This window comes from Halorubrum sp. Ea1, from assembly GCF_002252965.1.
Classification (GTDB): Archaea; Halobacteriota; Halobacteria; order Halobacteriales; family Haloferacaceae; genus Halorubrum.
On sequence record NZ_NHPG01000067.1, the window covers coordinates 43165 to 65965 of the forward strand.

General features: G+C 70.3%; 15 protein-coding genes and 1 tRNA gene. 8 read left to right on the forward strand and 8 right to left on the reverse strand.

Annotated elements, in window-relative coordinates; genetic code table 11:
- Nucleotides 1-57 precede the first annotated feature (57 nt).
- From DJ73_RS09100 to DJ73_RS09110, 3 genes are all read left to right on the forward strand, one after another.
- Nucleotides 58-132, forward strand: a tRNA-Arg gene (locus DJ73_RS09100).
- Nucleotides 133-655: 523 nt separating this feature from the next.
- Nucleotides 656-1570, forward strand: a complete 915-nt coding sequence (locus tag DJ73_RS09105; RefSeq protein WP_094557814.1) for a substrate-binding domain-containing protein — start codon at nucleotides 656-658, stop codon at nucleotides 1568-1570.
- A gap of 138 nt (nucleotides 1571-1708) precedes the next feature.
- Nucleotides 1709-3679: a prolyl oligopeptidase family serine peptidase gene (locus DJ73_RS09110; RefSeq protein ID WP_094557815.1), complete on the forward strand. Its 1971-nt coding sequence runs from the start codon at nucleotides 1709-1711 to the stop codon at nucleotides 3677-3679.
- A 57-nt stretch (nucleotides 3680-3736) separates the two neighbouring features.
- Here DJ73_RS09110 and moaA read toward each other — a convergent pair whose 3' ends face one another.
- Nucleotides 3737-4741, reverse strand: a complete 1005-nt coding sequence (moaA, locus tag DJ73_RS09115) for a GTP 3',8-cyclase MoaA (RefSeq protein WP_094525740.1) — start codon at nucleotides 4739-4741, stop codon at nucleotides 3737-3739.
- Between the two features lie 123 nt (nucleotides 4742-4864).
- Nucleotides 4865-5632: an MBL fold metallo-hydrolase gene (locus DJ73_RS09120; protein ID WP_094527427.1), complete on the reverse strand. Its 768-nt coding sequence runs from the start codon at nucleotides 5630-5632 to the stop codon at nucleotides 4865-4867.
- 301 nt (nucleotides 5633-5933) lie between these two features.
- On the opposite strand from DJ73_RS09120, the gene DJ73_RS09125 reads away from it, so the two are divergent.
- A complete protein-coding gene (locus DJ73_RS09125) occupies nucleotides 5934-7337 on the forward strand; it encodes an NAD(P)/FAD-dependent oxidoreductase (protein WP_094557816.1) in 1404 nt (467 codons plus the stop codon).
- A 56-nt stretch (nucleotides 7338-7393) separates the two neighbouring features.
- Here DJ73_RS09125 and DJ73_RS09130 read toward each other — a convergent pair whose 3' ends face one another.
- Nucleotides 7394-7819, reverse strand: a complete 426-nt coding sequence (locus tag DJ73_RS09130; RefSeq protein ID WP_094525742.1) for a universal stress protein — start codon at nucleotides 7817-7819, stop codon at nucleotides 7394-7396.
- Nucleotides 7820-8652: 833 nt separating this feature from the next.
- On the opposite strand from DJ73_RS09130, the gene DJ73_RS09135 reads away from it, so the two are divergent.
- Nucleotides 8653-10101: a cytochrome ubiquinol oxidase subunit I gene (locus DJ73_RS09135; RefSeq protein WP_094527377.1), complete on the forward strand. Its 1449-nt coding sequence runs from the start codon at nucleotides 8653-8655 to the stop codon at nucleotides 10099-10101.
- Entirely contained in the window at nucleotides 10094-11095 is a 1002-nt protein-coding gene (locus DJ73_RS09140) for a cytochrome d ubiquinol oxidase subunit II (protein WP_094525744.1), read from the forward strand. The genes DJ73_RS09135 and DJ73_RS09140 overlap by 8 nt, the downstream gene beginning before the upstream one ends.
- 64 nt (nucleotides 11096-11159) lie before the next feature.
- Here the strand turns inward: DJ73_RS09140 and DJ73_RS09145 are convergent, their stop codons facing one another.
- Nucleotides 11160-12401: a right-handed parallel beta-helix repeat-containing protein gene (locus DJ73_RS09145; RefSeq protein ID WP_094557817.1), complete on the reverse strand. Its 1242-nt coding sequence runs from the start codon at nucleotides 12399-12401 to the stop codon at nucleotides 11160-11162.
- Between the two features lie 274 nt (nucleotides 12402-12675).
- Between DJ73_RS09145 and DJ73_RS09150 the strand changes: the two genes are divergently transcribed.
- Nucleotides 12676-14052, forward strand: coding sequence for a CapA family protein (locus DJ73_RS09150; protein ID WP_094557818.1), 1377 nt, complete (start codon nucleotides 12676-12678; stop codon nucleotides 14050-14052).
- Between the two features lie 36 nt (nucleotides 14053-14088).
- On the opposite strand, the gene DJ73_RS09155 is transcribed toward DJ73_RS09150, so the two are convergent.
- The 3 genes from DJ73_RS09155 to DJ73_RS09165 all read right to left on the reverse strand — a co-directional run bounded on the left by DJ73_RS09155 (nucleotide 14089) and on the right by DJ73_RS09165 (nucleotide 19456).
- Nucleotides 14089-15603 carry an oligosaccharide flippase family protein gene (locus DJ73_RS09155; protein ID WP_094557819.1) on the reverse strand — a complete coding sequence of 505 codons (1515 nt, stop codon included), beginning with the start codon at nucleotides 15601-15603 and terminating at the stop codon, nucleotides 14089-14091.
- A 248-nt stretch (nucleotides 15604-15851) separates the two neighbouring features.
- Entirely contained in the window at nucleotides 15852-17699 is a 1848-nt protein-coding gene (locus DJ73_RS09160; RefSeq protein WP_094557820.1) for a carbamoyltransferase C-terminal domain-containing protein, read from the reverse strand.
- Between the two features lie 182 nt (nucleotides 17700-17881).
- Nucleotides 17882-19456, reverse strand: a complete 1575-nt coding sequence (locus tag DJ73_RS09165) for a succinylglutamate desuccinylase/aspartoacylase family protein (protein WP_176451108.1) — start codon at nucleotides 19454-19456, stop codon at nucleotides 17882-17884.
- Between the two features lie 329 nt (nucleotides 19457-19785).
- Between DJ73_RS09165 and DJ73_RS09175 the strand changes: the two genes are divergently transcribed.
- On the forward strand, nucleotides 19786-21702 hold the full coding sequence (locus DJ73_RS09175) for a hypothetical protein (RefSeq protein ID WP_094557821.1): 1917 nt from the start codon (nucleotides 19786-19788) through the stop codon (nucleotides 21700-21702).
- 81 nt (nucleotides 21703-21783) lie between these two features.
- On the opposite strand, the gene DJ73_RS09180 is transcribed toward DJ73_RS09175, so the two are convergent.
- On the reverse strand, nucleotides 21784-22773 hold the full coding sequence (locus DJ73_RS09180) for a DUF1616 domain-containing protein (RefSeq protein WP_094557822.1): 990 nt from the start codon (nucleotides 22771-22773) through the stop codon (nucleotides 21784-21786).
- Nucleotides 22774-22801 lie beyond the last annotated feature (28 nt).

Sequence of the window (22801 nt, forward strand, 5' to 3'; positions counted from 1 at the left end):
CGCCCGCCGGCGCGAACCGTCGGCGTTTTTTATATCGGGCGGTAGAGGAAGATGTGAGGGCACATAGCTCAGCTCGGATAGAGCGTCGGACTTCTAATCCGACGGTCGTGGGTTCGAATCCCACTGTGCCCGTACAGCGAGGAGCGAAGCGACGAGCGAACCGGCACGCAGGGGATTCGAACCCTGGGAGTCGCGCGCAGCGAGCGATGCGAGGTGCGAACGGAGTGAGCACCTCGGTAAGCGAGCGGCGGAGCCGCGAGCAGCGAGCGAGCACGTCTGATTCTGGTTCGAATCCCACTGTGCCCCCTCGCTCCCGTCGATCGCTCGCGGGAGTCCCACTGTGCCCGTACAGCGTGGAGTGGAACCGCCGTTCCTCGGTTCTGCGAAACTGCCAGCCGTTACTCCCCACGAGAGACGCGCCGAGAACCTCCAACACGGCGTTTCCGATCGAGCGCGTCGCTTCGAGCGACCGCGGTCTCGTTCGGGCCGCGCTCACGCGCGCCTCGCCGCGAGGCGGTCGAACCGGCGACGCAGACGCGCAGGACGTTGATATCGACGCTCGCACCGTCGCCGACCGCGCTCCGCTCCGCGGTCGTAACGTAACCGCTACCGGTGTCTAAAAACAGTTTTGTGGCCGGTGACGTTTACTCCGACAATGGACCGGCGGCGCTACGTGGAACTGGTCGGTGTCGGCGGCGCCCTCTCGCTCTCGGGTTGTCTCGGCGGGACGCCGGCGTCGGCCTCCGAAACGGCCGATTGCGGAACGAACGGGGAGACGCTGACGGTCGCGACGGCGACGACGACCCGGGACAGCGGGCTCCTCACGGAACTGGTCCCCGGGTTCGAGGAGTCGTTCGGCGTGACGGTGGACGCGATCGCCCGCGGCACCGGCGGGGCGCTCCGGACCGCCCGCAACGGCGACTGCGACGTGGTTCTCGTCCACGCTCGGCCGCTGGAGGACGAGTTCGTCCGCGCGGGACACGGGATCAACCGGCGCGCGGTCATGGTGAACGACTTCCTGCTGGTCGGTCCCCCGGACGACCCCGCCGGCGTCGCCGGCGCCGGCCCGGCCGAAGCTGTCGCGGCGATCGCCGGGAGCGAGGCGTCGTTCCTGTCGCGGGGCGACCGCTCGGGGACGCACCTCCGAGAGCGCCGCCTGTGGCGGGAGGCGGGGATCGACCCCGCCGGCTCCTGGTACCGCGAGTCCGGCCAGGGGATGGGGAACACGCTGGTGATGGCCGCGCAGTCCGGCTCGTACACCCTCACGGACCGCGGGACGTTCCTCAACGTCGACGCGGGCGGGCTGGCGGCTCACGTCGCGCGCGGCGTCGAGGACCCGCCGCCGCTGCTCCGGAACGAGTACGCCGCCATCCCGGTCAATCCGGCCCGGCACGACGCGGCGTATCCGCTGGCGATGGCCTTCCTCGGCTACGTCACCGGGCCCGGGCAGACCCGGATAGACGAATTCCGCGTGGGCGGCGAGCGGGCGTTCAGACCGCTCGCCCGGTCGCGGGAGCCGCGGTTCGACCAGTACGTGCCGAGCGACTGGTCGAACGCGGAGGCGGACTGACTCTCTCGTCTCTCGGCTCTCTCGTCTGTCTCCTCTCTCGTCTCTCGGCTCCCTCGTCCCTCGACTGGCCGCGGCGCGGCCCCGGCCGACGGTTCCGCGAGCCACACGCCCAAGTACCCGCTCGCCCGAGACTCACGCGTGTACCGACGAGACCTCAGAGACGCCGACCACGACGGCCTCCTCGCCGACATGGCCGTCGCGGACCGCGTCGTGCAGGCCGCTGTCGGCCCGGACGGCCGGATCGCCTACGCGAAGAACCGCGAACTGACCACCGACCTCTGGCTGGCGACCGACGGCGGCGACGTCCGACTCACCAGCGAGGGCGTCTCCGCCATGCGCTACGGCCGGACCGACGCGCGGTGGCTCGACTGGAGCCCCGACGGCGACCGGATCGCCTTCGTCACCGCGGACGCCGAACTGGCGACCGTCGACGCCGACACCGGCGCGGTCGACGTGCTCACGGACCTGTCGGGAGGCATTTCAGGCCTCGCGTGGGGCGAGCCCGGCATCGCCGTCGTCACGGACGGCTTCTCGCGGGCGAGCCTCGCGGTCGTCTCGCCGGACGGCGACCGCGTCGAGGCGATCGCGAACGACGAGTACCTCTACGCCGACCCCCACTGGCAGGGCGACACCGTCGTCGCGACCCGATCGCGACACGCCGACCTGTTCGACTACGAGGCCGCGCTCGTCCGCGTCCCCCTCTCCCCCGCCGGCGAGAGTGAGGGCGACGAGGAGGGGGTCACGGAGCTGTTCGCCGAGCCGGGCGTCCGGGCGGCCTGCCCGCGCCCGCGCCCCGGCGACGACGGGGCGGTCGCGTTCGTCCACGACGGGAGCGGGTACGACGCGGTGTACGGAATCGACGGCGTCGCCGGAGGCGACCACGGCGGCGGTGATGCCGAGGGCGGCTCGCCGATCCCGATCTACGGCGTCTCGGAGACGGAAGTCGCGGCGCCCGAGTGGAACGACGCGGGCGACCGGCTCGCCGCGACCGCCACGAGCGGCGGTCGAACTCACGTCCACGCGGTCGACGTCGACGGACCGCTCGCGGACGCCGGCCTCGGAACGGAGGTCGATCCCGCGGACGCCGAGGACGCGATCGCGCTCGCGACGGGCGACGCGATCCACGGCGCGCCTCGGTGGGACGGCGACCGGGTGATCTCGGTTCGAGAGACGCCGACCGACCCCCCGGCCGTCGTCGACGCGGCGACCGGGAAGCGGCTCACGCCGGCGGCGACGGCGGGGTTCGGGGCGCGGCTCCCCGAGCCGGAGGCGTTCACATACGACTCGGCCGGGACCGAGGTCCACGCGGTGGTCCACCCGCCGGAGTCGGGCGCCGAGAGCGGGTCAGACGCCGAGAGCGGGTCAGACGCCGAGCCTGACACGGTCCCGCTCCTCGTGAAGCCGCACGGCGGCCCCACCGCCTTCGACGGCTTCGGGTTCGACCACCGCGCGGCCTACTTCGCGGCGCTCGGCTACGCGGTCGTCCGCCCGAACTACCGCGGCTCCGACGGCTTCGGCCGGGCGTTCCGGATGGCGAACGACGGCGACTGGGGCGGCGGCGACCTCGACGACGTCGTCCGGGCCGCGGACGCGACGGCGACGCGGTACGACGCCGTCGACGGCGACCGCGTCGGGATCTTCGGCGGCTCCGGCGGCGGGCTGATGACCGTGAACGCGCTGGGTAACAGCGACCGGTTCCGCGCCGGCGCCGCCTTCTACGGCGTGTACGACTACGAGACGTTCGTCGACGACACCGACGACGTGGGCTGGCAGCTCCTCAAGCGGGAGCTCGGCGACTTCGTCTCCGACCTCGACGCCTACCGCGACGCGAGCCCGATCCGGACCGTGCCCGACATCGACGACCCGCTCATGGTGCTCCACGGCGAGGAGGACGCCCGCGTCCCGATCAGCCAGTCGGAGCAGCTGGTCGAGGAACTGGAGCGGCACGACGTCCGCCACGAGCTCCGCCGGTACGAGGGCGAACCGCACGGCTTCGGGGAGCGAGCGCACGTCCTCGACGCGTACACGCGGGTCGCGGACCTGTTCGCGAAGTACTTGCAAGAGCTCCCGGACGACGGGAGCAGTCGGCCGTACGAGCCGCCGGAGTAGCTCGCGGCGCGGCTCCGCTACCGCTCGCGACGCGGTCCCTCAGTCTGCGACGCGGCCTCAGTCCGCGATGCTCGGCGTCCCGAGGTACTCCTCGTTGATCTCGTACTCGCCCTCCTCGTTCTCGACCAAGTACTCGCCGTAGTAGGGGACGCGGTTGGCGACGACGGCCTCGAACGTCTCCGCGATCTCCTCGCGCGTCATCTCGCCCATCGACCGGAGGTCGTCGTTGCGGTTGAGACACCCCTTCAGATACCCCTCGTGGGTGACGCGGACGCGGCCGCAGTTGGCGCAGAACTCCTCGTTCTCCACGGGGTCGACGATCTCGACCATCCCGCCGCCCTCGCCGTCCGCGTCCTCGCCGACGAAGTAGCGCTTGCGGTCGTGCATCTCGCGGTGCTCGATCCGGTCCGCCTCCTCGGCGAGCCAGTCGTGGACGCGCCCGATGTCGATGTTCCACTCCGGCTTCCCGGTGAGCTCCGGCATGTACTCGATGAGCTGGAGCTGGAGCCCCTCGTTGTCGGCGACGTGGTCGACCATCTCCTCGACGTAGCCCGCGGTGTGCGTGAACACGACCATGTTCAGCTTCACGGGGTCGAGCCCCGCGTCGACGGCGGCCTTGACGCCCTCCAGCACCCGCTCGTAGGCGCCGGACTTCGTCACCTCCGCGAAGTCGTCGGGGTCGAGCGCGTCCTGCGAGACGTTCACGCGGCTGAGCCCGGCCGCCTTCAGGTCCTCGGCGCGGCCCGGCAGGAAGGTGCCGTTCGTCGTCATCGACACCTCCATCGAGTCGGGCGTGCGCTCGACGATCTCCTCGAGGTCCTGGCGGAGCATCGGCTCGCCGCCGGTGAACTTCACGGAGTCGACGCCGTACCCCTCCGCGACCTCCAGGAAGCGGACCACGTCGTCGGTGCTCATCTCGTCGTCGCTCGGCTCCATCGGCCCCCGCGTATCGCCCAACCCCTCGTTGTGACAGTAGACGCAGTCGAAGTTACACCGGTCGGTGAGCGAGACCCGGACCCCCGTCACCTCCCGTCCGAAGTCGTCCGCGAGCGGCTCGGTCATGTCCGAACCGTGCGGCTATGATCGCTTAAATATCAGGGTCGTTCACGGGTTCAGGTAATCACCAACGGTTACGTTTTCGGCGGAACCGCCGACGATCGGGACCGGATCCGGGCCGAGGGCCGATCAGAGTTCGACGCGCAGCCCGTCGCTCGCGACGTCGACCTCGCCGTCGAACCCCGCCTCGCGGACGCTCCGAGCCATCTCGCGCTCTCGACCGCCCGTGTGCGGGTAGAGGTGCGACAGGAGCAGGGTGTCGACGTCGACGCCCGCGAGCGACGCGCCCAGCTCCGCGGGGTTCGGGTGGTTCGACACGTCGGTGCCGTCGGGGAACGAGCAGTCGTGGACGAGGAGGTCGCTCCCGTCGGCGAACGCCGCCATCCCCGCGAACGCCTCCGTGTCGCCGGAGAGCGCGAGCGGGCCGGCGGCGGGATCCGTGTCGGAACTCGGCGGCGAGAACCGATAGGCCAGCCCGTCCATCGAGTGGCGCGTCTCGCGGGCGGCGACGTCGAACCCGGCCGCCGCGAACGGGCGCGCCGCAGACACCTCCCGGACCGCGAGGTCGACCCGTCCGTCGAGGTAGTCGTGGACGTCGAGGAGTCCGTCGACGAGCGACTTCGTCCCTGTCGGGCCGACCACTTCGAGGTGTTCGGCGCCCGCCAGCCACCGGGCCTTCAGCAGGGGGAGGAGGGCGGAGACGTGGTCGAGGTGGTGATGCGTGAGGAGGACGGTCGAGACCCCCTCGTAGCCGGTCTCGGTGCCCGCGAGCCGCTGGAGGACGCCGCTGCCGCAGTCGACGAGGAGGGAGCGGTCGCCGTCGTCGAGGAGGTAGCCCGCCTGCGCGCGGTCGGGGACCGGCATCGCGCTGCCGGAGCCGAGGACGGTGAGCTCCATCAGCCGAGCGCCCCCGCTCCGTCGGCCCCGCGTTCGTGCGGCGGTCGCCCCCCGGTTCCGGAGCCGCGCGGCGGTCCGCTCCCGGTTTCGGAGCCGCGCGCCGGTCGCCTCCCGGTTCGGTGTCGGCGTCTCTCGCGGCACATCGTGGCTAACCGACGGTGACAGGCACGGTTAACTGTGTTGCGACGTCGATCTCCGACCGACTCCGGGTCGGCTCGGTACCGACCGGACGGCGACCGCGTCTGTCGATCGGCCACCATTCCGCGGAACCGTTATGTGGGCCGACCGAAAGGGTCGGGGTATGCCAACGCACGTCGCGGTCGTCGGCGCGTACGGGAGCGCCGGTGTCGCCGCCGCCGAGCGGCTCGCGGACGCCCCGGACGTCGAGCTGACGCTGATCGACGACGGCGACCCCGGCGGGGGGCTCTGTATCCTCCGCGGCTGTATGCCCTCGAAGGAGGTGCTGTCGGCGGCCGAACACCGGTTCGCGGCGCGACACGACGACCGCCTCTCCGGCCCGCTCCCGGACGTCGATCTCGAAGCGGTCGTGGCGCGGAAGAACGAGCACACGTCGAGCTTCGCCGCTCACCGCCGCGCCGCCGTCGAGGAGCTCGCGGAGCGGGACGGGGTCGCGTTCCACCGCGAGGCCGCGCGGTTCGTCGGCGACCGCCGCCTCGCGGTCGGCGACCGGACCATCGATCCCGACTACGTCGTGATCGCGACCGGCTCGACGGTGAACCTCCCGTCGCTGCCCGGGATCGACGACGTCGAGGTGACGACGAGCGCGGACGTGCTCGACGCGGCGGCCTTCGGCGACTCCGGCGTCGTCATGGGGTTCGGCTACGTCGGCATGGAGCTGGTGCCATACCTCAGCGAGGCGGCGGGGATGGACCTCACGGTGATCGAGCACGACGCCCGCCCGCTCGACGAGGCCGACGCACCATTCGGCGACGCGCTGCTCGACTACTACCGGGACGCGTTCGACGTCGACGTGCTCACGCACGCGAGGGAGCGGCGCGTCGAGCCGACCGACTCCGGCGGCGTCAGGCTCCGCGTCGATCGCGACGGCGAGGAGACCGCGGTCGAGGCCGACCAGCTGTTCGCGTTCACGGGTCGCCGCCCGGCGCTCGACCGGCTCGGTCTGGAGGAGACGCGCCTCGACCCGGGGCGGGGGTGGGTCGACGACGCGATGCGGGTCCGCGACGACGACCGCGTCTTCGTCGTCGGCGACGCCAACGGGAAAGAGCAGATCCTCCACGTCGCCAAGGAACAGGGGGCGACGGCGGCAGAGAACGTCCTGCGGCACCGCGACGGCGACCCGCTCGTCGACTACGAGAACGTCCACCACCACGTCGTGTTCTCCGGGCTCGGCGTGCTCCCGTTCGCCCGCGTCGGGCACTCGGCGGCGTCGGCCGAGGCGGCCGGCCTCGACCACCGCGTCGTCACCCGCGAGGCGGCGGACGACGGCGTGTTCAAGACGAAGAACGTCCCGGAGGGCCTCGCCCGGCTCGTCGTCGGCGCCGACGGGGCGGTCCTCGGGTACCAGGGGCTGCACTACCACGCCGACGCGATGGCGAAGACGATGCAGGTGATAATCGAGACCGGGACGGACGTCCGAGACGTGCCCGACCGCGCGTACCACCCCACCACGCCGGAGATCCTCGACGGCCTCCTCCGGGAGGCGGCGGCGACGCTCGCGGAGTAGCGGCCGCCAGGCTCCCCGGTCCCGCGCCGTCGGCCGCCGCCGGACTCCCGCGCCGCCTACTTGATCAGGAACACCGGGACGCTCGCGTCGTCGGCGACGCGGTCGGAGACGCTGCCGAGCGACCGGATCCGCTCGCGCGGCGACTTCCCCTCCGGGCTCATCACGATCACGTCGATCCCGTTCTCGTCGGCGTAGGAGACGATCTCCGTGTCGGGCGTTCCCCGGAGGACGCTCGTCTCGACGGCGAGTCCATCTCCCTCGGCGCGCTCGGCGACCGCGGCGACCGCGTCCTCGCCCTGCGCTTCCAGGTCCTCGACGATCTCGTCGTGGAGGTCGCCGGAGTTCGCGGTCGCGATCCGCCGGTCGACGACGTACAACGCGTGGACCGTCGCGTCGTGGTCGCTCGCCAGCCGCAGGGCGTGATCGAGCGCGCGGTCGACCGCCTCGCTGCCGTCGGTCGGCACCAGGATATCGTCGTACATACGCGACGGTTCGACGGGCGCCACAATAACGATGGGGTCTCGGATCCGGAGCGGCGGTCATATCGACCGGGCCTCGACGGTGGCCGCGGTCCGGAGCCGCGCGTCACCGATAGCGGGGCCACCGAAATAATTAAGCAGACTGTTAATTTATCAGTTAGATATTATATAATACATATAGCGCTGTTCCGACCGCCCCGCTTCGCGTCGGAGTCGGCGCCCGTGACGGCGACGTGCAACGCGGGGTCACGGAACCCAGTCGCCGGGGCGGACCGCGGCTTCCACCCGACGTTTCCCGCGGAGTTCGGAACGGACCGTTTCGGCAGTCACTCGAGTAATTGACGCATAACGCGCGTTTGGACCGATACATCGCCGACTTCGAATCGACGGCGGCGTCCGACCGATCCAGCGGCCCGTCGATGCGATTCTGGCTTCTACCGGCCGCGACACGCTCTCGACGCGTTCGGTCCGCGGGCTGTCGGTCGGCGCTCCGGAGCCGACCGCGAACGGGTGACCGACTGGCCGATCGACGAAATATAAAAAGTAATGATAGTATATAAGTCTGATACGATGTCGTGTAGCGGCGATTCCCGACCCCGACAGCGCGCACGGACCCTCTCGCTCAGCGACGTCTCGTTCGACCCGGTCGCTATCTCCGGCGAGGCGGCCGGTTCCGGGTCCGCGTACACGGAGCCGTACCGCTTCGTTCCTCGCGCCCACTCGGAACGGTGCCGGTCCAGAGCTACGGCCTGACACGGATAAGTTGTTGGAGTACGGTACTCCGAACGGGGAGCCGGGTCAATCTTCTTTACGCCTTCGAGCCAAAGACGGGCCGCATGCTGCCGAGCACGTTATTCAGTGGCATCGATCCGGGGTGGGTGGCGCTCCTCTCCCCGGAGCTCGCGAGCCGCGCACAGTTCGGCTGGACCATCTCCGTTCACATCATTTTCGCGTCTCTCTCGATCGGTCTCGCGCCGTTTATGATCTATTTCACTTGGAAGGACGTGCGGACGGACGACGAGCGGTTCGCGCGACTGCGCTCGTTCTGGGTGAAGGTGTTCGCCGTCGGCTTCGTTATGGGGACGGTCACCGGGATCCCGATGAGCTTTCAGTTCGGGACGAACTTCCCGCAGTTCTCGGCGGTGGCCGGAGAGCTCATCGGCGGTCCGCTGGCCTTCGAGGCGAAGATGGCCTTCTTCCTCGAGGCCGTGTTCCTCGGCGTGCTGCTGTACGGCCGCGAGCGCGTCCGGGACGGGACGTACGTCCTCTCGTCGGTGCTCGTCGGCGTCGGCGCGTGGCTGTCGGGGTTCTGGATCCTGATCGTCAACGCGTGGATGCAGACGCCGAGGGGATACGAAATGGTCTCCCGGAACGGGATGGAGGTCGCCAGGCTCACGGACCCGAGCGCCGCGTTCCTCACCCCGCGCATGCCTTGGATGTACGTTCACATGATCAACGCGTCGCTGATCGCGGTCGCGCTACTGGTCGCGGGCGTCTCGGCGTACATCGTCTGGAAGACCCGCGAGTCGGCGGCGTGGAACACCGCGCTGAAGCTCGCCGTGGTGATCCTGCTCGTCACTGCGCCGGTGCAGGCCGTCCACGGCGACGCCTACGCCCGTCACGTCGAGGACACGCAGCCGCAGAAGTTCGCGGCCATGGAGGCCCACTACGAGACGGACGAGGCCGACTTGCACCTGCTGGCGTTCCCGAGCGAGGTCGACGCGCTCACCGACCCCCGCGCCGAGAACCTCGTCACGGTGAGCCTGCCCAGAGTCGGGTCGTTCCTCGCCAGCGGGGGCGACTTCGACGCCGAGGTGACCGGGTTGAACGAGTACGAGGAGAACCCGCCCGTCGCGCTCGTGTTCTGGTCGTTCCGCGCGATGGTCGGACTCGGCTTCCTGTTCATCGCGCTGGCGCTGTGGGGCGGCTACCTCACGTACGGCGGGCGGCTCTCCGACAGCGACCGCTACCTGAAGGCGATGGTCGCGGCGTCGCCGCTCGGATACGCCGCCCTGCTCACGGGCTGGTACGTCACCGAGATCGGCCGCCAGCCGTGGGTCATTCAGGGCGAACTCAGAACCGGTGAGGCGGTCTCCTCGACGCTGACCGGGGCGGAGGCGACCCTCACGCTGGCCGCGTTCGTCGTCGTCTACGTCGGGCTGGTGACGACGGCGCTGTACGTCCTGAAGTGGCTGATCCAAGACGAACTCCGAGCGCTCGGCGTGAACGAGCCGAGCGGCGACCGCTGGCGCGGTCCGCTCCCGGAGGTGAGCGACGATGACTGAGTCGCTGCTGCCGGTCGACGCCTATCTCGTCGCGTCGCTGCCGGAGATCTGGTTCGCCGCCGTCATGTTCGCGCTGGGGATGTACGTCGTCCTCGACGGGTTCGACTTCGGCATCGGGATGCTGTACGCGACGCGGACGACCGAACACGAGCGAGAGACGTTCCTGGCGGCGTTCGGTCCGGTCTGGGACGCCAACGAGGTGTGGCTGATCGCCTTCGCGACGATGCTGCTGGCGGCGTTCCCGCGCGTGTACTCCGCGCTGTTGGCCGACCACAATCTGCTCGCGATCGGGCTCGTCTTCGCGCTGCTGTTCCGGGGACTCGGTCCGGAGCTACGCGAACAGCGCGACGACGAGCGGTGGGAGCGGTACTGCGACTACGCGTTCGTCGGCGGCAGCGCCACCGCACCGCTGCTGTTCGGGATGCTCGCGGGTCGTTGGGCGTTCGACGTCGCGACGCTGTCGCTTCCGGCACTGCTCACCGGCGTCGACCTCGTCGCGGTCTCGATCGTCACGGGAGCGGCGTTCCTCGCGGCGAAAAGCGACCCGGACGTGGCGTCGGAACTGCGGGGGTACGGAACCGCCGCGACGCTGGCGTACCTCGGCGGGACGGTCGCGCTGCTGGCTTCCGTCGTCGCGACCGACGCGGGCGGCGCCGCCGAGGCGATCCGCTCGCCGCTCGCGGTGGCGGTCGTCGCCCTTTCGATCGCCGCGGGGCTTGCCGGGACCGTTCTGGCCAGACGCGGCGCGTACCGCGCCTGGCTGGCGAGCGCGCTGACGCTTCCCGCGCTGTTGAGCGTACTGCTCGCGCTCCTGCTGTACCCGACGCTCTACCCGTCGACCGGGCTGAGCGTCAGGGGAGCGGTCGTCTCGCCGCTGGCGCTGAACCTCGTGACCGTCCTCGGGTTCCCCGTGTTGCTACTGGTGTTATGGTACTTCAAATTCCTCTACGGCGTGTTCAGCGGCCCCGTCGACGCCGAGGGGTACGGGAGCTGACCCGTCAATCGTCGACCGCGGGACCCCGACGCGGGATCCCGCTCGCTTCGGCGCGCGGAACGCCTCAGAGCGAGACCGTCTCTGACACCTTCCACCCGCCGTTCCGCCAGATAGCGTGGCCCTCGACGCCGTCGCCGCCGACGTGGTACCCCCGGTCGTACTCGCAGGCGCCGTCGACGGCGGTGAGGTCCGTCGGCAGGATGACGCCGTGAGACCGCGCTCGGGCGTTGCCGTTTCGCGTCGGGTCGCGGGCGAAGAGCTCGGTCTCCTCGAGGTGGTGCGAGGCGGCGTACACGTCGGCGTCGACGCACCCGAACGTCGCGACGAAGCCGTCGCCGTAGCGCCGCCCGACGCAGTCCCGGACCGTCAGCTTCTCCGAGTCGTGGACGTTGACGGCGCGCTGGACGCGGTCGTGACCGTGCTCGGCCCCGCGGGGGTTGATCCCGTGGAAGTACGTGTTCTCGACCGTGAGGCCGTCGGCCCGCTTGGCGTACACCTCGACGGGGAAGTCGTTGCCGCGGGCGTTCCCCTCGACGTACGCGCCGGAGACGAGGGTCGCGTTCCCGCCCCGCGTCTCGACGCCGTAATCGTAGTTGAGCTGGCTCGTGCCGCCGACCATCTTACAGGCGGCGCCGCGGAACCGGACCCCCGCCCCGCGGTTCGCGGTGAACCGGCACCCCCAGAGGGTCGTCCCGTGCGGCGCCGCCGAGCGGTCGGTCCTGATCCCGTCGCCGCCGCAGTTCCACGCTTGCACGTTGTACCAGTTCGTGCCGAAGGTGCCGGAGTCCGGGTGACCGTCGACGAGGACGGCGTGGTCGGCGGTCCGATAGAAGGTGAGGTTCTCGAACGAGGCGAACGGCGCGGCGCGGAGCCGCAGACCGATCCCGCCGCCGACGACCTTGAGGTCCTTGACGAGCGGGTTGTTCTGGTAGTCGCCGCTTCCGGCGCCGACGACCTCCAACACCGTCTCGTCCGTCTCGCCGGCGTCGATGACCGACGCCGAGGGGTGCCCCCCACAGAGGGTGACCTGTTTCTCGCGGCAGTCGAGTTCGATCGGGAATGACTCGCCCGCCTCGGCGGCGTCGTACGAGGAGTGAACGTAGACGGTGTCGCCGTCGTCGGCGTCCGCCCACGCCTCCGCGACCGTCCCGTAGCCGTCCGCGCCGACGAGACGCCGGCCGCCGATGTCGTAGTCGCCCGACGGGTCCGTCGCGCCCTTCGTCTGAGACGGACCCGTGCCGCCCCCGTCCGTGGCGGCGGCGCATCCCGCCGATCCGACGAGTCCGATCCCGCCGGCGACTTTCATCAACGAGCGCCGCGACAGACGGCCTGCCGCGGAGTCCTGCGAAGTGGCGTGTGGTTCTGACACGAGCGGATCGAGCTCTCCCCAACATATCAATACTTTATAACTTCCGAGTAAGCGACCGTCTTACCCGGGGGTCGGTGGGTCCGCCCCGGTCCGTCGCCACCGCGCTCGCTCCATCGGCGTCAGCCGGCGACGACGTACGCCCCGGACACCGACGCGGCTGTCGGCTTTGTCACCGGATAATAACGTCCCTGCTCCCCCCACTGACCGACTGATGACCGCTCAGGAACACGCGGGCGCCCGCGTTCGGCTCGCCGACGCCGAGCCCTCGGACGGGGACCGCTGGTCCCTCTTCGTCGGCGGCGACACCATCGTCGAGGAGAGTTTCGCGGACCGCCCCGTCGGCCCCTCGCTCCGGCGTCGGATGCGGGACGCCGATCTGACCGTGCTCAACCTGGAGGGGGCGATCGAGGGGGCCGGCGATCCGCTGACGAAGTCGGGCGCGATCAAGCGCACCGACCGCCGGACGCCCGCGGTGCTGGCGGCGGCCGGCGTCGACGCGGTATCGCTCGCGAACAACCACGCCGCGGACCTCGGTCGAGACGGGGTGCTCGAAACGGCGTCGGCGCTTCGCGACGCCGGCGTCGCGGTCTGCGGCGCGGGCACCGACGCCGAGGACGCGCTGTCGCCCCACCGGGAACGCGTCGCGAACGGGTCGGTCGACGTGGCGCTGTTCGGCGTCTGCGAGCGGGAGTTCGGCGTCGCCGACGCGGACGACCCCGGCGCGGCGTGGGTCTGTCACCCGGACGCCCGACGGCGCGTGGCGGCGACGGCGGACGCGGCCGACGCGACGCTGCTCGTCTCCCACGGCGGGACCGAGTACGTCCCGTTCCCGCCGGTGGCGCGGCGACGACGGCTCCGCCGCTTCGTCGACGACGGGGTCGACGCCGTCGTCGGCCACCACCCCCACGTCCCCCAGGGGTGGGAGGAGGCGGACGGGACGCCGGTGTTCTACAGCCTCGGGAACTTCCTGTTCGAACAGCGGCGGCGGCCGAGCACCCGCGAGGGGCTCGCGGTCGAACTCGCGTTCGCGGGCGACACGCCGGTGTCGGCCGACCTCGTGCCGGTCGAGTTCGTCGACGGCCGGGTTCGGGAGATACCGGAGGGCGAGCGCAGGGACGCGCTGCTCGGTCGCGTCCACCGCCTCGGGCGGCTCACCGCCGAGGACCTGCACGCGCACTGGCAGGAGGTCGCCGATCGGGTGTTCCTCCAGCGGTACGCGGGCTGGCTCCGCGAGATCGGGGGCGGGGACCCGGTGAAGGGGCTGTGCAATCCCGGCACTCACCTGCGGAAAGGGGGGTTGTGGGAGGCGGGCGGCCGGGAGTCCGAACTGCTCGTCCTGCTCAACCTGATCCGGAACGAGTCGCACCGCGCCGTCGTCGAGACCGCCCTGAAGCTCCGGACCGGGATCGCGGCCGATCGCCGCACTCCGGACGCGATCGAACGGACGCGGGAGCTGCTCGAGGAGACGGAGGACAGGCCGGTCGTCGATCCACCGTCGAAGTCGCGACGCAGGGCGGAAGCGCTGGTGAGCCGCCTCGTCGGAGACCTGCCGGGGCTCTCTCGCCGTTCGGCCGGCGACGGGGCCTGAGCCGACCGGAACTGAGCCGACGCGGAGTCGGGGTGGTCAGTCCACGACCCGCTCGACGAGCGAGGTGGCCCGGGCACCGACGGGGTCCGGAAGCCCGGCGACGCCGCGTTTCACCTCGTCGAGCGTGACCAGCCGCGTCGCGATCGCGACCGCGACGTAGACGACGAACCCGGTCGGCGGCACGAGCGCGAGCGTCGGGAGGGTCCCCGCTATCGCGTTCGCGAGCGGGTGGATGACCGCCCCGGTCGCGCCGGCCGCGACGGCCACGCGCCCGAGCCGGAGATCCGACAGCGGTCGGTAGCCGAGTCGGCGGGCGCCGGCCACGTGGAACAGCGGGAGCGACCCGTAGCCGACCGACGTGGCGATCGCGGCCCCCTCGATACCGTAGGTCGGGATCAGGAGCGCGTTGAGCGCGACGTTGATCAGCGCCGACAGCCCCGTCGCGGCGATCATCACGCGGAGGTCGCCCTTCGCGTGGCTGACGGCGAGGATCGGGCGAGCGATCGCGAAGCCGATCGTTCCGGGCAACAACAGGAGCAGCGGCGGGACGGACGCGACGTACGCGGGACCGGCGTACAGCGGGACGACGTCCCGCGCGAGAACCGCTAACCCGACGGCGAGGAGCATCGTGAGCACCAGCGTGTACCTCGTGATCGCGCTCGACAGCCGAGTCACCTGTTCGGTCTTCCCCTCCGCCCACAGGTTCGACGTCGACTGGATGATCACCGACTGGAGCGCCCGGGGGACGAACCAGAGGAACTCGGCGATCACGAGGGCGATCTTGTAGTAGCCGACCTGTGCGCTCGCGGTGAACCGCTCCAACATCAACACGTCGACGTGGTACAGCGACGTGAGGAGGAAGATGTACACCACCGAGAGGTGGTTGAAACTGAGGAGCCTCGACCGCGGGAACGACGCCGGCGTCGGCGTGAACACGCTCGCGAGCGAGAGCCGTTTCGAGATGAAGTACAGCGACAGCGCGATCTCGATGACGCGGGCGACGAGGTGCCCGAGCAGCACCCCGAGCACGCCGTAGTCGAAGTAGACGAAGGCGACCGCGAACGCGCCGAACGACACCTTGTGCACGACGCCGATCGGCTCGGAGACGTGCTCCAGTTTGAGCCCCATCAACACCCGGCGCGCGTACTCGCCGAACTGCGAGGCGAACACGAGGAGACCGAGCACGGAGGCGTAGCCCGCGAACTCCTCGCCGAGCGCGGCGTCGACGAGTCCGATCTGCGCCGCGCCCACCAGCAGCGCCGATCCGAGGAACGCGAACAGGGCCGCGAATCGGAAGTAGAAGCCGAACACGTGGTCTTTCCACCCGTCGGCGTCGCGCTCCTCGGAGATGAACTTCCGCGTCCCGCTGTTGACCCCGGAGCTGACGAGTATCATCAGCAGCCCGAACATCGCCATCAGCGTCGCGTACTGCCCGTAGGCGTCCTCCCCGAGAAGCCTGACGAGCAGGGGCGTGATGAACACCGCCGCCGCGACGATGACGAACTTCCCACCGACGACCGAGAGGAACGCGGAGGCGAACGTTCGCTTCACGGGGCGCTCTCGCCTCGACTCGTTTCCCCGTCGGCGAGACCGAACCGGCCCAGCGGGCGTCGACGTCGCCCCGCCCGGCTCCCCGCGAACTCGCGCGTGGCGACCGGAATCGCGTCGCGCGGTCGGCTCGGCTCCGCGGCGGCTCCCGGCCTCGTCGCGCCGTTCGCGGGGGAACGACGCCGTCGTCGTCGTGTCGTGCTCACGGCTGGTCGTGTGCTATCCGCCGTCGGGTCTTTCTTACCCGGCTGCTAAGGTGCCCGGTCCGCGATCGCGGATCGGATCGCCGCCCGCCCGTCTGCCGACGCGTCTCCCTCCCGTCGATCGACCGTCGTCCGGTCGGTCGCTCCGTCGTCCGAACGCCGCCCGCTTCCCAACGTCGACTCGAACTTCGCGACGACGAGGTCCTCGATGACGAGGAGGTCCAGTCCCGTGCCGAAGAAGTCCTTGATCGCTTCGATCGGTTCGGTCACGATCGGCTCGCCGTGATCGTTGAACGAGGTGTTGAGCAGCACCGGCGTCCCCGTCAGCTCCTCGAACTCGCGCAGCAAGCGGTGGTATCGGGGGTTCGCGTCCGCGCTCACCGTCTGGGGGCGCGTCGTCCCGTCCGCGGGGTGGAGCGCCGCCGGTATCTCGTCTCGCTTCTCCGGCTCGACGTCGAAGCTCCTGATCATGAACGGCGCCGCGGTCGCGTCCACGAGGTAGTCGTCGGCCGCCTCCTCGACCATCGAGGGGGCGAACGGCCGCCACTCCTCGCGGTGTTTCACGGAGCGGTTCACCCTGTCCCGCGACGCCTCGCTCCGCGGGCTGGCGAGGATGCTCCGGTTTCCGAGCGCCCGCGGGCCGAACTCGAGCCGGCCCTGGAACCACCCCACGATAGCCCCAGACGCGAGCGCCTCGGCGACGGTCCGCTCTAAGTCGTCGGGTCTGGCGTACGCGAGCTTGTTGGTCTCGATCCGTTCCTCGACGGCGTCGACGTCGTACTCGGGCCCCCAGTACGCCGTCTCCATCGGCTCGACGTCGGTCGGATCCCGGTCGATCCAGCCGGCGCCGAGCGCCAGGCCCGCGTCGTTCGAGGCCGGTTGAACGAACACGTCGTCCACCGACGGGAGCTCCATGACCCGCTTGTTCAGCTTGCAGTTGAGCGCGACGCCGCCCGACAGCCCGACCCGGCCGGTGCCGATCCGGCGACAGTACGCGTCGACGAGGTCAGCGACCGTCTCCTCGAGCAGCGCCTGTGCGGTGTGGGCGAGGTCTTTCTCCCACTGATCGAAGTCGGTGGGCTCCGCCTTCGCGGACCGTCCGAACAGCTCCTCGAGCCGCTCGACCCCGTAGTCGGTCCCCCACCGCCCCGTGAGCCCGGTCACGTCGTAGTCGACGCCGGTGTCGATCACGCTCCGGAGCGCCGACTCGATCGCGGGGTTCTCGTTCCCGTACGGCGCGAGCCCCATCACCTTCCCCTCACCGTTGAACATCCGGTAGCCGAGGAACTCGGTGACGACGGCGTAAAACAGGCCCAGGCTGTTCGGGTGGTCGTACGTCCGTACTCGTTCGAGCCCGTCCGGCGTCCCGTGCCAGACGACGGTCGAGTCGTACTCGCCCTTCGCGTCGATGGTGAACACCGCCGCCTCGTCGAACGTCGAGGGGTGGAACGCGCTCGCGGCGTGACACGCGTGATGGGACCGGAGCGACACGGGCGGGACGGGCGTTCCGATCTCCGCGAGGCGGTCGGTGACCTCCGCCTTCGGGAAGTACCGCGCGACCAGTTCCTTTCGGACCGCGTTCGAGAGGTTGTTCAGCTTCTGTATCGCGCCCCCGATCCGGATCGAGTCCCGGAGGTGGTAGCCGAGGATGTTCGATCGGAGCGCCGGGTCGTACGGCAGGACGACCTCGTCGACGTCCGATAGGTCGAGACCGCGGAACTCCAGACACGCCTCGATGGACCGCGAGGGGAAGGTGGCCGTCGCGTGCTTCCGTCTCGTCAGCCGTTCCTCTTCGATCGCGAAGCGGAGCTGACCGTCCTCGAAGAGCGCGGCGCTCGGATCGTGTCGACCGTAGAGGCCGACAGCGGGCTTGAACGAAAGGGTGTACTGCGGCATGTCACGCCCGTCGTCCGCGACACGGTAATTTACCGTGGGGATAAACCCGCGATCTCGGCACCGCCCACCATCGCCGGAGGGCGTCGCGTCGCCGATGGAACGCGCGACCCCGATCGCCCGCGATCAGCGGCCGGCAACGTCGGGGTCGCTCGTCCCCGAGTCGCCGTTTCCCCGACGACCGGCTATCGGAGATCGACCGCCTCGCCGTCCGCGTAGACGGTCGCGCTCCCGTCGACCGAGACGGACTCGACGACTCCCGTGAAAGCGTAAGAGTCGGGCTCGTTGGTGGTGCGGCCGGTGACGGTGCCGTCGTCGGCGATCGCGTCGTAGCCGTTGCGCGTCGCGCCGTGCGCGGTCGACTTCTCGACGTCGCCGTCGACGGTGAACTCGTAGTGGGCCGTCGCGCCGCCGCCGTCGATCGTGATGGTGGACGCCCCGAGGAACGCCGGTTCGATCCGGTCGCCGTTCAGCGAGACGGCGACGTCGCCGTCGGCCTCGAAATCGAGAACGGGCCCGGAGAGGCGGTAGGAGTCGGGTTCGTTAGTCGTGCGGCCGGTGACGGTGCCGTCGTCGGCGATCGCGTCGTAGCCGTTGCGCGTCGCGCCGTGCGCGGTCGACTTCTCGACGTCGCCGTCGACGGCGAACTCGTAGTGGGCCGTCGCGCCGCCGCCGTCGATCGTGAGCACGTCGGCGCCGACCGACTCCGCCTCGACCGCGTCCCCGTCGACGGTCACGTCCACCGGCGCGTCGGCGTCGAAGTCGACGACGCTCCCGGTGAACCGGAAGGAGTCGGACTGGTTCGTCGTCCGGCCCGTGACGACGCCGCCGTCGATCCCGTCGTAGGCGTTGATCTCGGCTCCGCCGGCTGCGGACGACGTCACGGCGCCGTCGACGGCGAACTCGTAGCGGGCGGTCTCGCCTCGGCCGGTGACCGTGATCGTCCGCTCGGGTCGCGTGATCAGGCCGTAGTTCCGCAGGTGGCGCCACACGGCGGCCGACGTCCACGCGACCTGCCGGGCCATCGACAACCCGTTGTACACCGTTTCGAAGATGATCGACGGCGTGTCCCGGTCGGCGCCGATCTTGTGTTTGAGCATGTCCGCCGTCCCGTCGACGCTGGACGAGCCGGTGAACGCGTACGTCGGCATCGACGCCGGAACGTACTCGTCGTTGAGGAACGCGCGGACGTCCGCGGCCTGGTCCCTGGCGTCGCCGGCCCGCGTGGGAAACACCGCCTGTCCGACGCCCTCGTCCTCGCTGTGGATCCCCCGAGAGCTGTGGAGGTCCCAGACGAAGTCCGGGTCGTGTTCGACGACCACGTCGTCCCAGATCGCCTGCGCCAACCTGCTTTTCGGCCGTTCGCCCGCCGGGAAATGCCGGTTCAGGTCCCAGGTGCCCCACGGCCGGTGGCCGGCCTCGATGGCCGGGACGTTCGCTCGGGGGAGGACGACCAGCGTCCCGGCGTCGATCCGCCAGTCTTTGATCCGCTCCGCCGCCCGGTAGCCGCACGCCTCGTTCCCGTGGAGACCGCCGACGACGAGGACCGTCGGCCCAGAGGCCGCGCCCTCCGTCACGTAGACGTCCGTCTCCTCCTCGGTTCCCGTCCTGATCGAATAGCTCGTTCGATCGGACGCCGCGGCCGCGCCGCCCGCCGCCCCGAGCCCGCAGGCCGCGGCCGCGGCGGCACCGATTCCCCTGAGGACCGTCCGCCGCGTGCTGTGCAGTTCCGCCGTCCGCTCACTGATTGCCGAGTTCATCTGTCTCTGGATGGATCCATCCGAACGACACACATATACTATTTCTAACATTTAGGGAAGCGGGTCCCTCACCTCGCGGTAAGCGATCGGCGCGCCGCGGCGGCCGGAAGCGAGCGGTGCTCGAAACCGTCCGTCGAGCGGGGCCGGCATTAGACGGCCGATAATTAACCCCCTCGCGGCCGTCGGTACCGTATCGTGGTTCCGCGTTACCGCCGCGTCCGACCGGGCCGCCTCGAAGGAGTCGGCCTCGTCGGCCAATTCGGTGGCATCGGCGCGCTTCGACGACACGCCTGCCGATCGCTCGGCCGAGACGGTGGTGACGAGCCGGGATGAGACAGGACGTCCCGATCGCCCTCCTCGGCCTCGTCGCCGGCGCGGCGATGCTGGCGGTCAACCTCGTCGTCTCCCACCCGCTGGCGAAGACGATCCCGCTGACGGTCATCGCCGCGTGTTCCGTCTACCTCCTCGCCCGGTGGCGGCCCGACGCCGACCGACCGACTGCGGCGCTGTTCGGCTATCCGCAGGTCGGCCTCGCCGTCGTCCTCTTCGGCGTCGCGCTGCTCGTCGCGCTGTCGGCGCTGACCGGCGGTCGCTCGGTTCCCTTCTACGTGATCGCCAGCCTCCTCGGTACCGTCGTCCTCCTGCAGCTCTACTTCACGCCCGAGGAGTTTCTCCACCCGCCCGCGCTGCTGGCCGAGGTGGTCCTCCTCGTCGCCGCGCTTCGGTTCCCGGCGCTGTACGCGGTCCCCGGCTACACCGGCATCGACGTCTGGATTCACGTCCCGGACATGACCCGACGCCTCGTCGAGACGGGCAGCGTCGCCGGGATGGGCGACTCGAAATACCTCGGCGCGCCCCTGTATCACCTCCTTGTCGCCGTCACGTCGCTGTTCGCGGATGTCCCGCTCCGCGCGGCGCTGTACCTCTCCGTCGGGACGGCGCTGGTCGCCTCCTTCCCACTGGTGTTCGCCGCAACGCGGTACCTGACCACGGTCCGGTGGGCGCTGTTCGCGATGGCGCTCTACGGGCTGGCGGGGTACGTCACCCGCTGGAGCATCCACCTCATCCCGACGAGCATGTCGATCGCCATCTTCCTCGGGATCGTCTTCCTGTTCGTCAGGCGGTTGGAAGGAGTCGCCTCCCTGCGAGACGACGCCGCGCTCGTCTTCCTCTTCCTCGCGCTCGCGTTGACCCACCAGCTGTCGTCGGTCATCGTGTTGACCGTTCTCGGCGCCGCGCTGCTCGCCCACGTCGCGTACGTGTCACCGGTGTTCCCGCTCGCGAGAGCCTCCGGCGGTCGGGGCGTCACCGCCGGGACCGCGACGACGTTCGGCGTCGCGACGGCGACGCTATTGGGGTACGTCGTCTTCAACTCAGGGCTCCTGTCGTTCGTCTGGAGCCAGACCCCGTACTACGGGGAGACGCTACTCAACGGCGCCGTCACGAGGATGCGAGAGAACGTCGCGACGCTCTCGGCGGGCGGAGGGGCCCCCGAGCTCGGCGAGGACGTCGGGGGCCCGGACGCGCTCCCGTATCAGTCGCTGCTGACCTACCTCGACAGGCTGGGATTCCTCCTGCTGCTGTTCGGAACCACGGTCGGGACCGCCGTGACGACGCGGGCCGAACGACTCCGGGAGTCGACCGCGGTCCTAGTCGGGTGGGTGGCGGCGCTGCTCGCTGTCACGCTCGTCCCGCCGCTGTTAGGGATCAACTCGCTCCTGCCCGGTCGCTGGTACCCGTTCCTGTACGTCGGGATGGCGATGCTCACGGCCGTCGGGTTCGGGTACCTCCGCCGCGACTTGGCGGCGCCGGCGTTCGTCGCCGTCGCGGTCCTGTTCGCGCTCGTCTATCCGGGGGCGATGATCCTCTCGACCCAGGCGACGCCGGACGCGCCGGCGTTCGACGAGCACAACGTGAAGTACAGCTACACCGAGTCCGAGCTCGCCGCCGCGGAGACGCTTATCGAGCGCACGACGATGGACGGCGGCGGACCGATACACGCCGACCACCCGTACGTGCTGACGCTCAACCGCCTCGGCGACGTGCGGTTCGGCGTCGGAACCGTCGGCGAGAACGGGACGATCTCGGACGACAGGGCGATCTATCGGTCGTATCAGTCGTCGGACGCGCCCGTGTTCAACGTCGGCGGGGAGCAGCGCGTCCGACAGCTTCCCGAGGACTCCGTCTGCGGGCCGACCAGAGACAGGGTGTACACGAACGGCGACCTCCACTTCTGTCCGCGATAGCGGGCGTGCGGTCGCCGGCGGACCGCGGTCGCTTCCGTCGCCGATCGGTCGCGACCGTCGCGGTCGGCGGCGCGCGGTCGCCTACCCCTCGACGGTCACGTCGAGGTGGACCGTCCTGTACGCGCTGTCGGCGGACGGCTCGTTCGGCACCTCGCCGTCGTACAGCAGGACCCGGAGCCGCAGGTTCTCGCCCGTCATCGACGGCGTCGCCTCCGGTTCGATCCGCACCGTCTCGCCGTCCGGGACGGTCGCCTCGAAGCGCCCGATCTCGTCTTCCGCTTCGACGGTCGTCCCGTTCGAGGACAGCCGTTGAAGCGTGACCACCCCGGTGTACTCCGCGCGGTCCCCTTCGTGATTCGCGACCGCGACGGTGACGGGGACGGACTCGTCGCCGGCGTACTCCGTCTCGAACCCCTCGGCGACGAGTTCCCCGTCCTCGTTCTCACTGAGCAGGTACAGCTCCGTGAACGACTCGTTTCCGGGGTCGGCGACCGCGGTGAAGCCGACGCTCGCGACGAGCAGCAGTACGCCGGCGGCGACGAGCGCGTTCAACAGCAGTTCGGCGTCGTTCTGCGGGGCGAACGGCGAGGTGGAGCGCAGCGACGCGGACTGCTTGCGGAGGAAGCCGTCGACGGCGGCGAGGGATCCTCCGCCCTCGACCCGGAACTGCCGGTCCGCCGGCAGGCGGAGCCGAGCGACGGTGGCGGCCACGGCGAACACGCCGATCCAAGCGACGACGAGGCCGAGGACGGGTTCTCGGGAGACGCCGAGGCCGGTGACGTCGGCCGCGAACGCGAGCAGGGGGACGACGCAGACGCTCAACAGCACGGAGAGGACCGCCCGTTCGAGACCGTCGAGCGCGCGCGCACGGTCCGCGTCGCGCTCCGTCGCCGCGCGGCCTGGGTACAGCGTCGCCGCGAGGACGTACCCCGGCAGGAACAGGACCATCGCGATACCGAAGAGGACTCGGAGCGGTCCGAACCCGACGTCGATCGCGATAGCCCAGGCGGCGACGGCGCCGAGCAGCAGCACGAGCACGAGGTCGGCGAAAGAACGAAATCCGTTGCCCATCGTAAGCGTCCGTCTCTCGGCGCCGGCG

What these genes read in the sequence shown, in the direction of transcription:
- DJ73_RS09150 (WP_094557818.1), top strand. Translation starts at nt 12,676, where the DNA reads ATGACCGCTCAGGAACACGCGGGCGCCCGCGTTCGGCTCGCCGACGCC.
- DJ73_RS09130 (WP_094525742.1), bottom strand. Translation starts at nt 7,819, where the DNA reads ATGTACGACGATATCCTGGTGCCGACCGACGGCAGCGAGGCGGTCGAC.
- DJ73_RS09180 (WP_094557822.1), bottom strand. Translation starts at nt 22,773, where the DNA reads ATGGGCAACGGATTTCGTTCTTTCGCCGACCTCGTGCTCGTGCTGCTG.
- DJ73_RS09145 (WP_094557817.1), bottom strand. Translation starts at nt 12,401, where the DNA reads ATGAAAGTCGCCGGCGGGATCGGACTCGTCGGATCGGCGGGATGCGCC.
- DJ73_RS09165 (WP_176451108.1), bottom strand. Translation starts at nt 19,456, where the DNA reads ATGAACTCGGCAATCAGTGAGCGGACGGCGGAACTGCACAGCACGCGG.
- DJ73_RS09125 (WP_094557816.1), top strand. Translation starts at nt 5,934, where the DNA reads ATGCCAACGCACGTCGCGGTCGTCGGCGCGTACGGGAGCGCCGGTGTC.
- DJ73_RS09135 (WP_094527377.1), top strand. Translation starts at nt 8,653, where the DNA reads ATGCTGCCGAGCACGTTATTCAGTGGCATCGATCCGGGGTGGGTGGCG.
- moaA (WP_094525740.1), bottom strand. Translation starts at nt 4,741, where the DNA reads ATGACCGAGCCGCTCGCGGACGACTTCGGACGGGAGGTGACGGGGGTC.
- DJ73_RS09140 (WP_094525744.1), top strand. Translation starts at nt 10,094, where the DNA reads ATGACTGAGTCGCTGCTGCCGGTCGACGCCTATCTCGTCGCGTCGCTG.
- DJ73_RS09120 (WP_094527427.1), bottom strand. Translation starts at nt 5,632, where the DNA reads ATGGAGCTCACCGTCCTCGGCTCCGGCAGCGCGATGCCGGTCCCCGAC.
- DJ73_RS09175 (WP_094557821.1), top strand. Translation starts at nt 19,786, where the DNA reads ATGAGACAGGACGTCCCGATCGCCCTCCTCGGCCTCGTCGCCGGCGCG.
- DJ73_RS09105 (WP_094557814.1), top strand. Translation starts at nt 656, where the DNA reads ATGGACCGGCGGCGCTACGTGGAACTGGTCGGTGTCGGCGGCGCCCTC.
- DJ73_RS09160 (WP_094557820.1), bottom strand. Translation starts at nt 17,699, where the DNA reads ATGCCGCAGTACACCCTTTCGTTCAAGCCCGCTGTCGGCCTCTACGGT.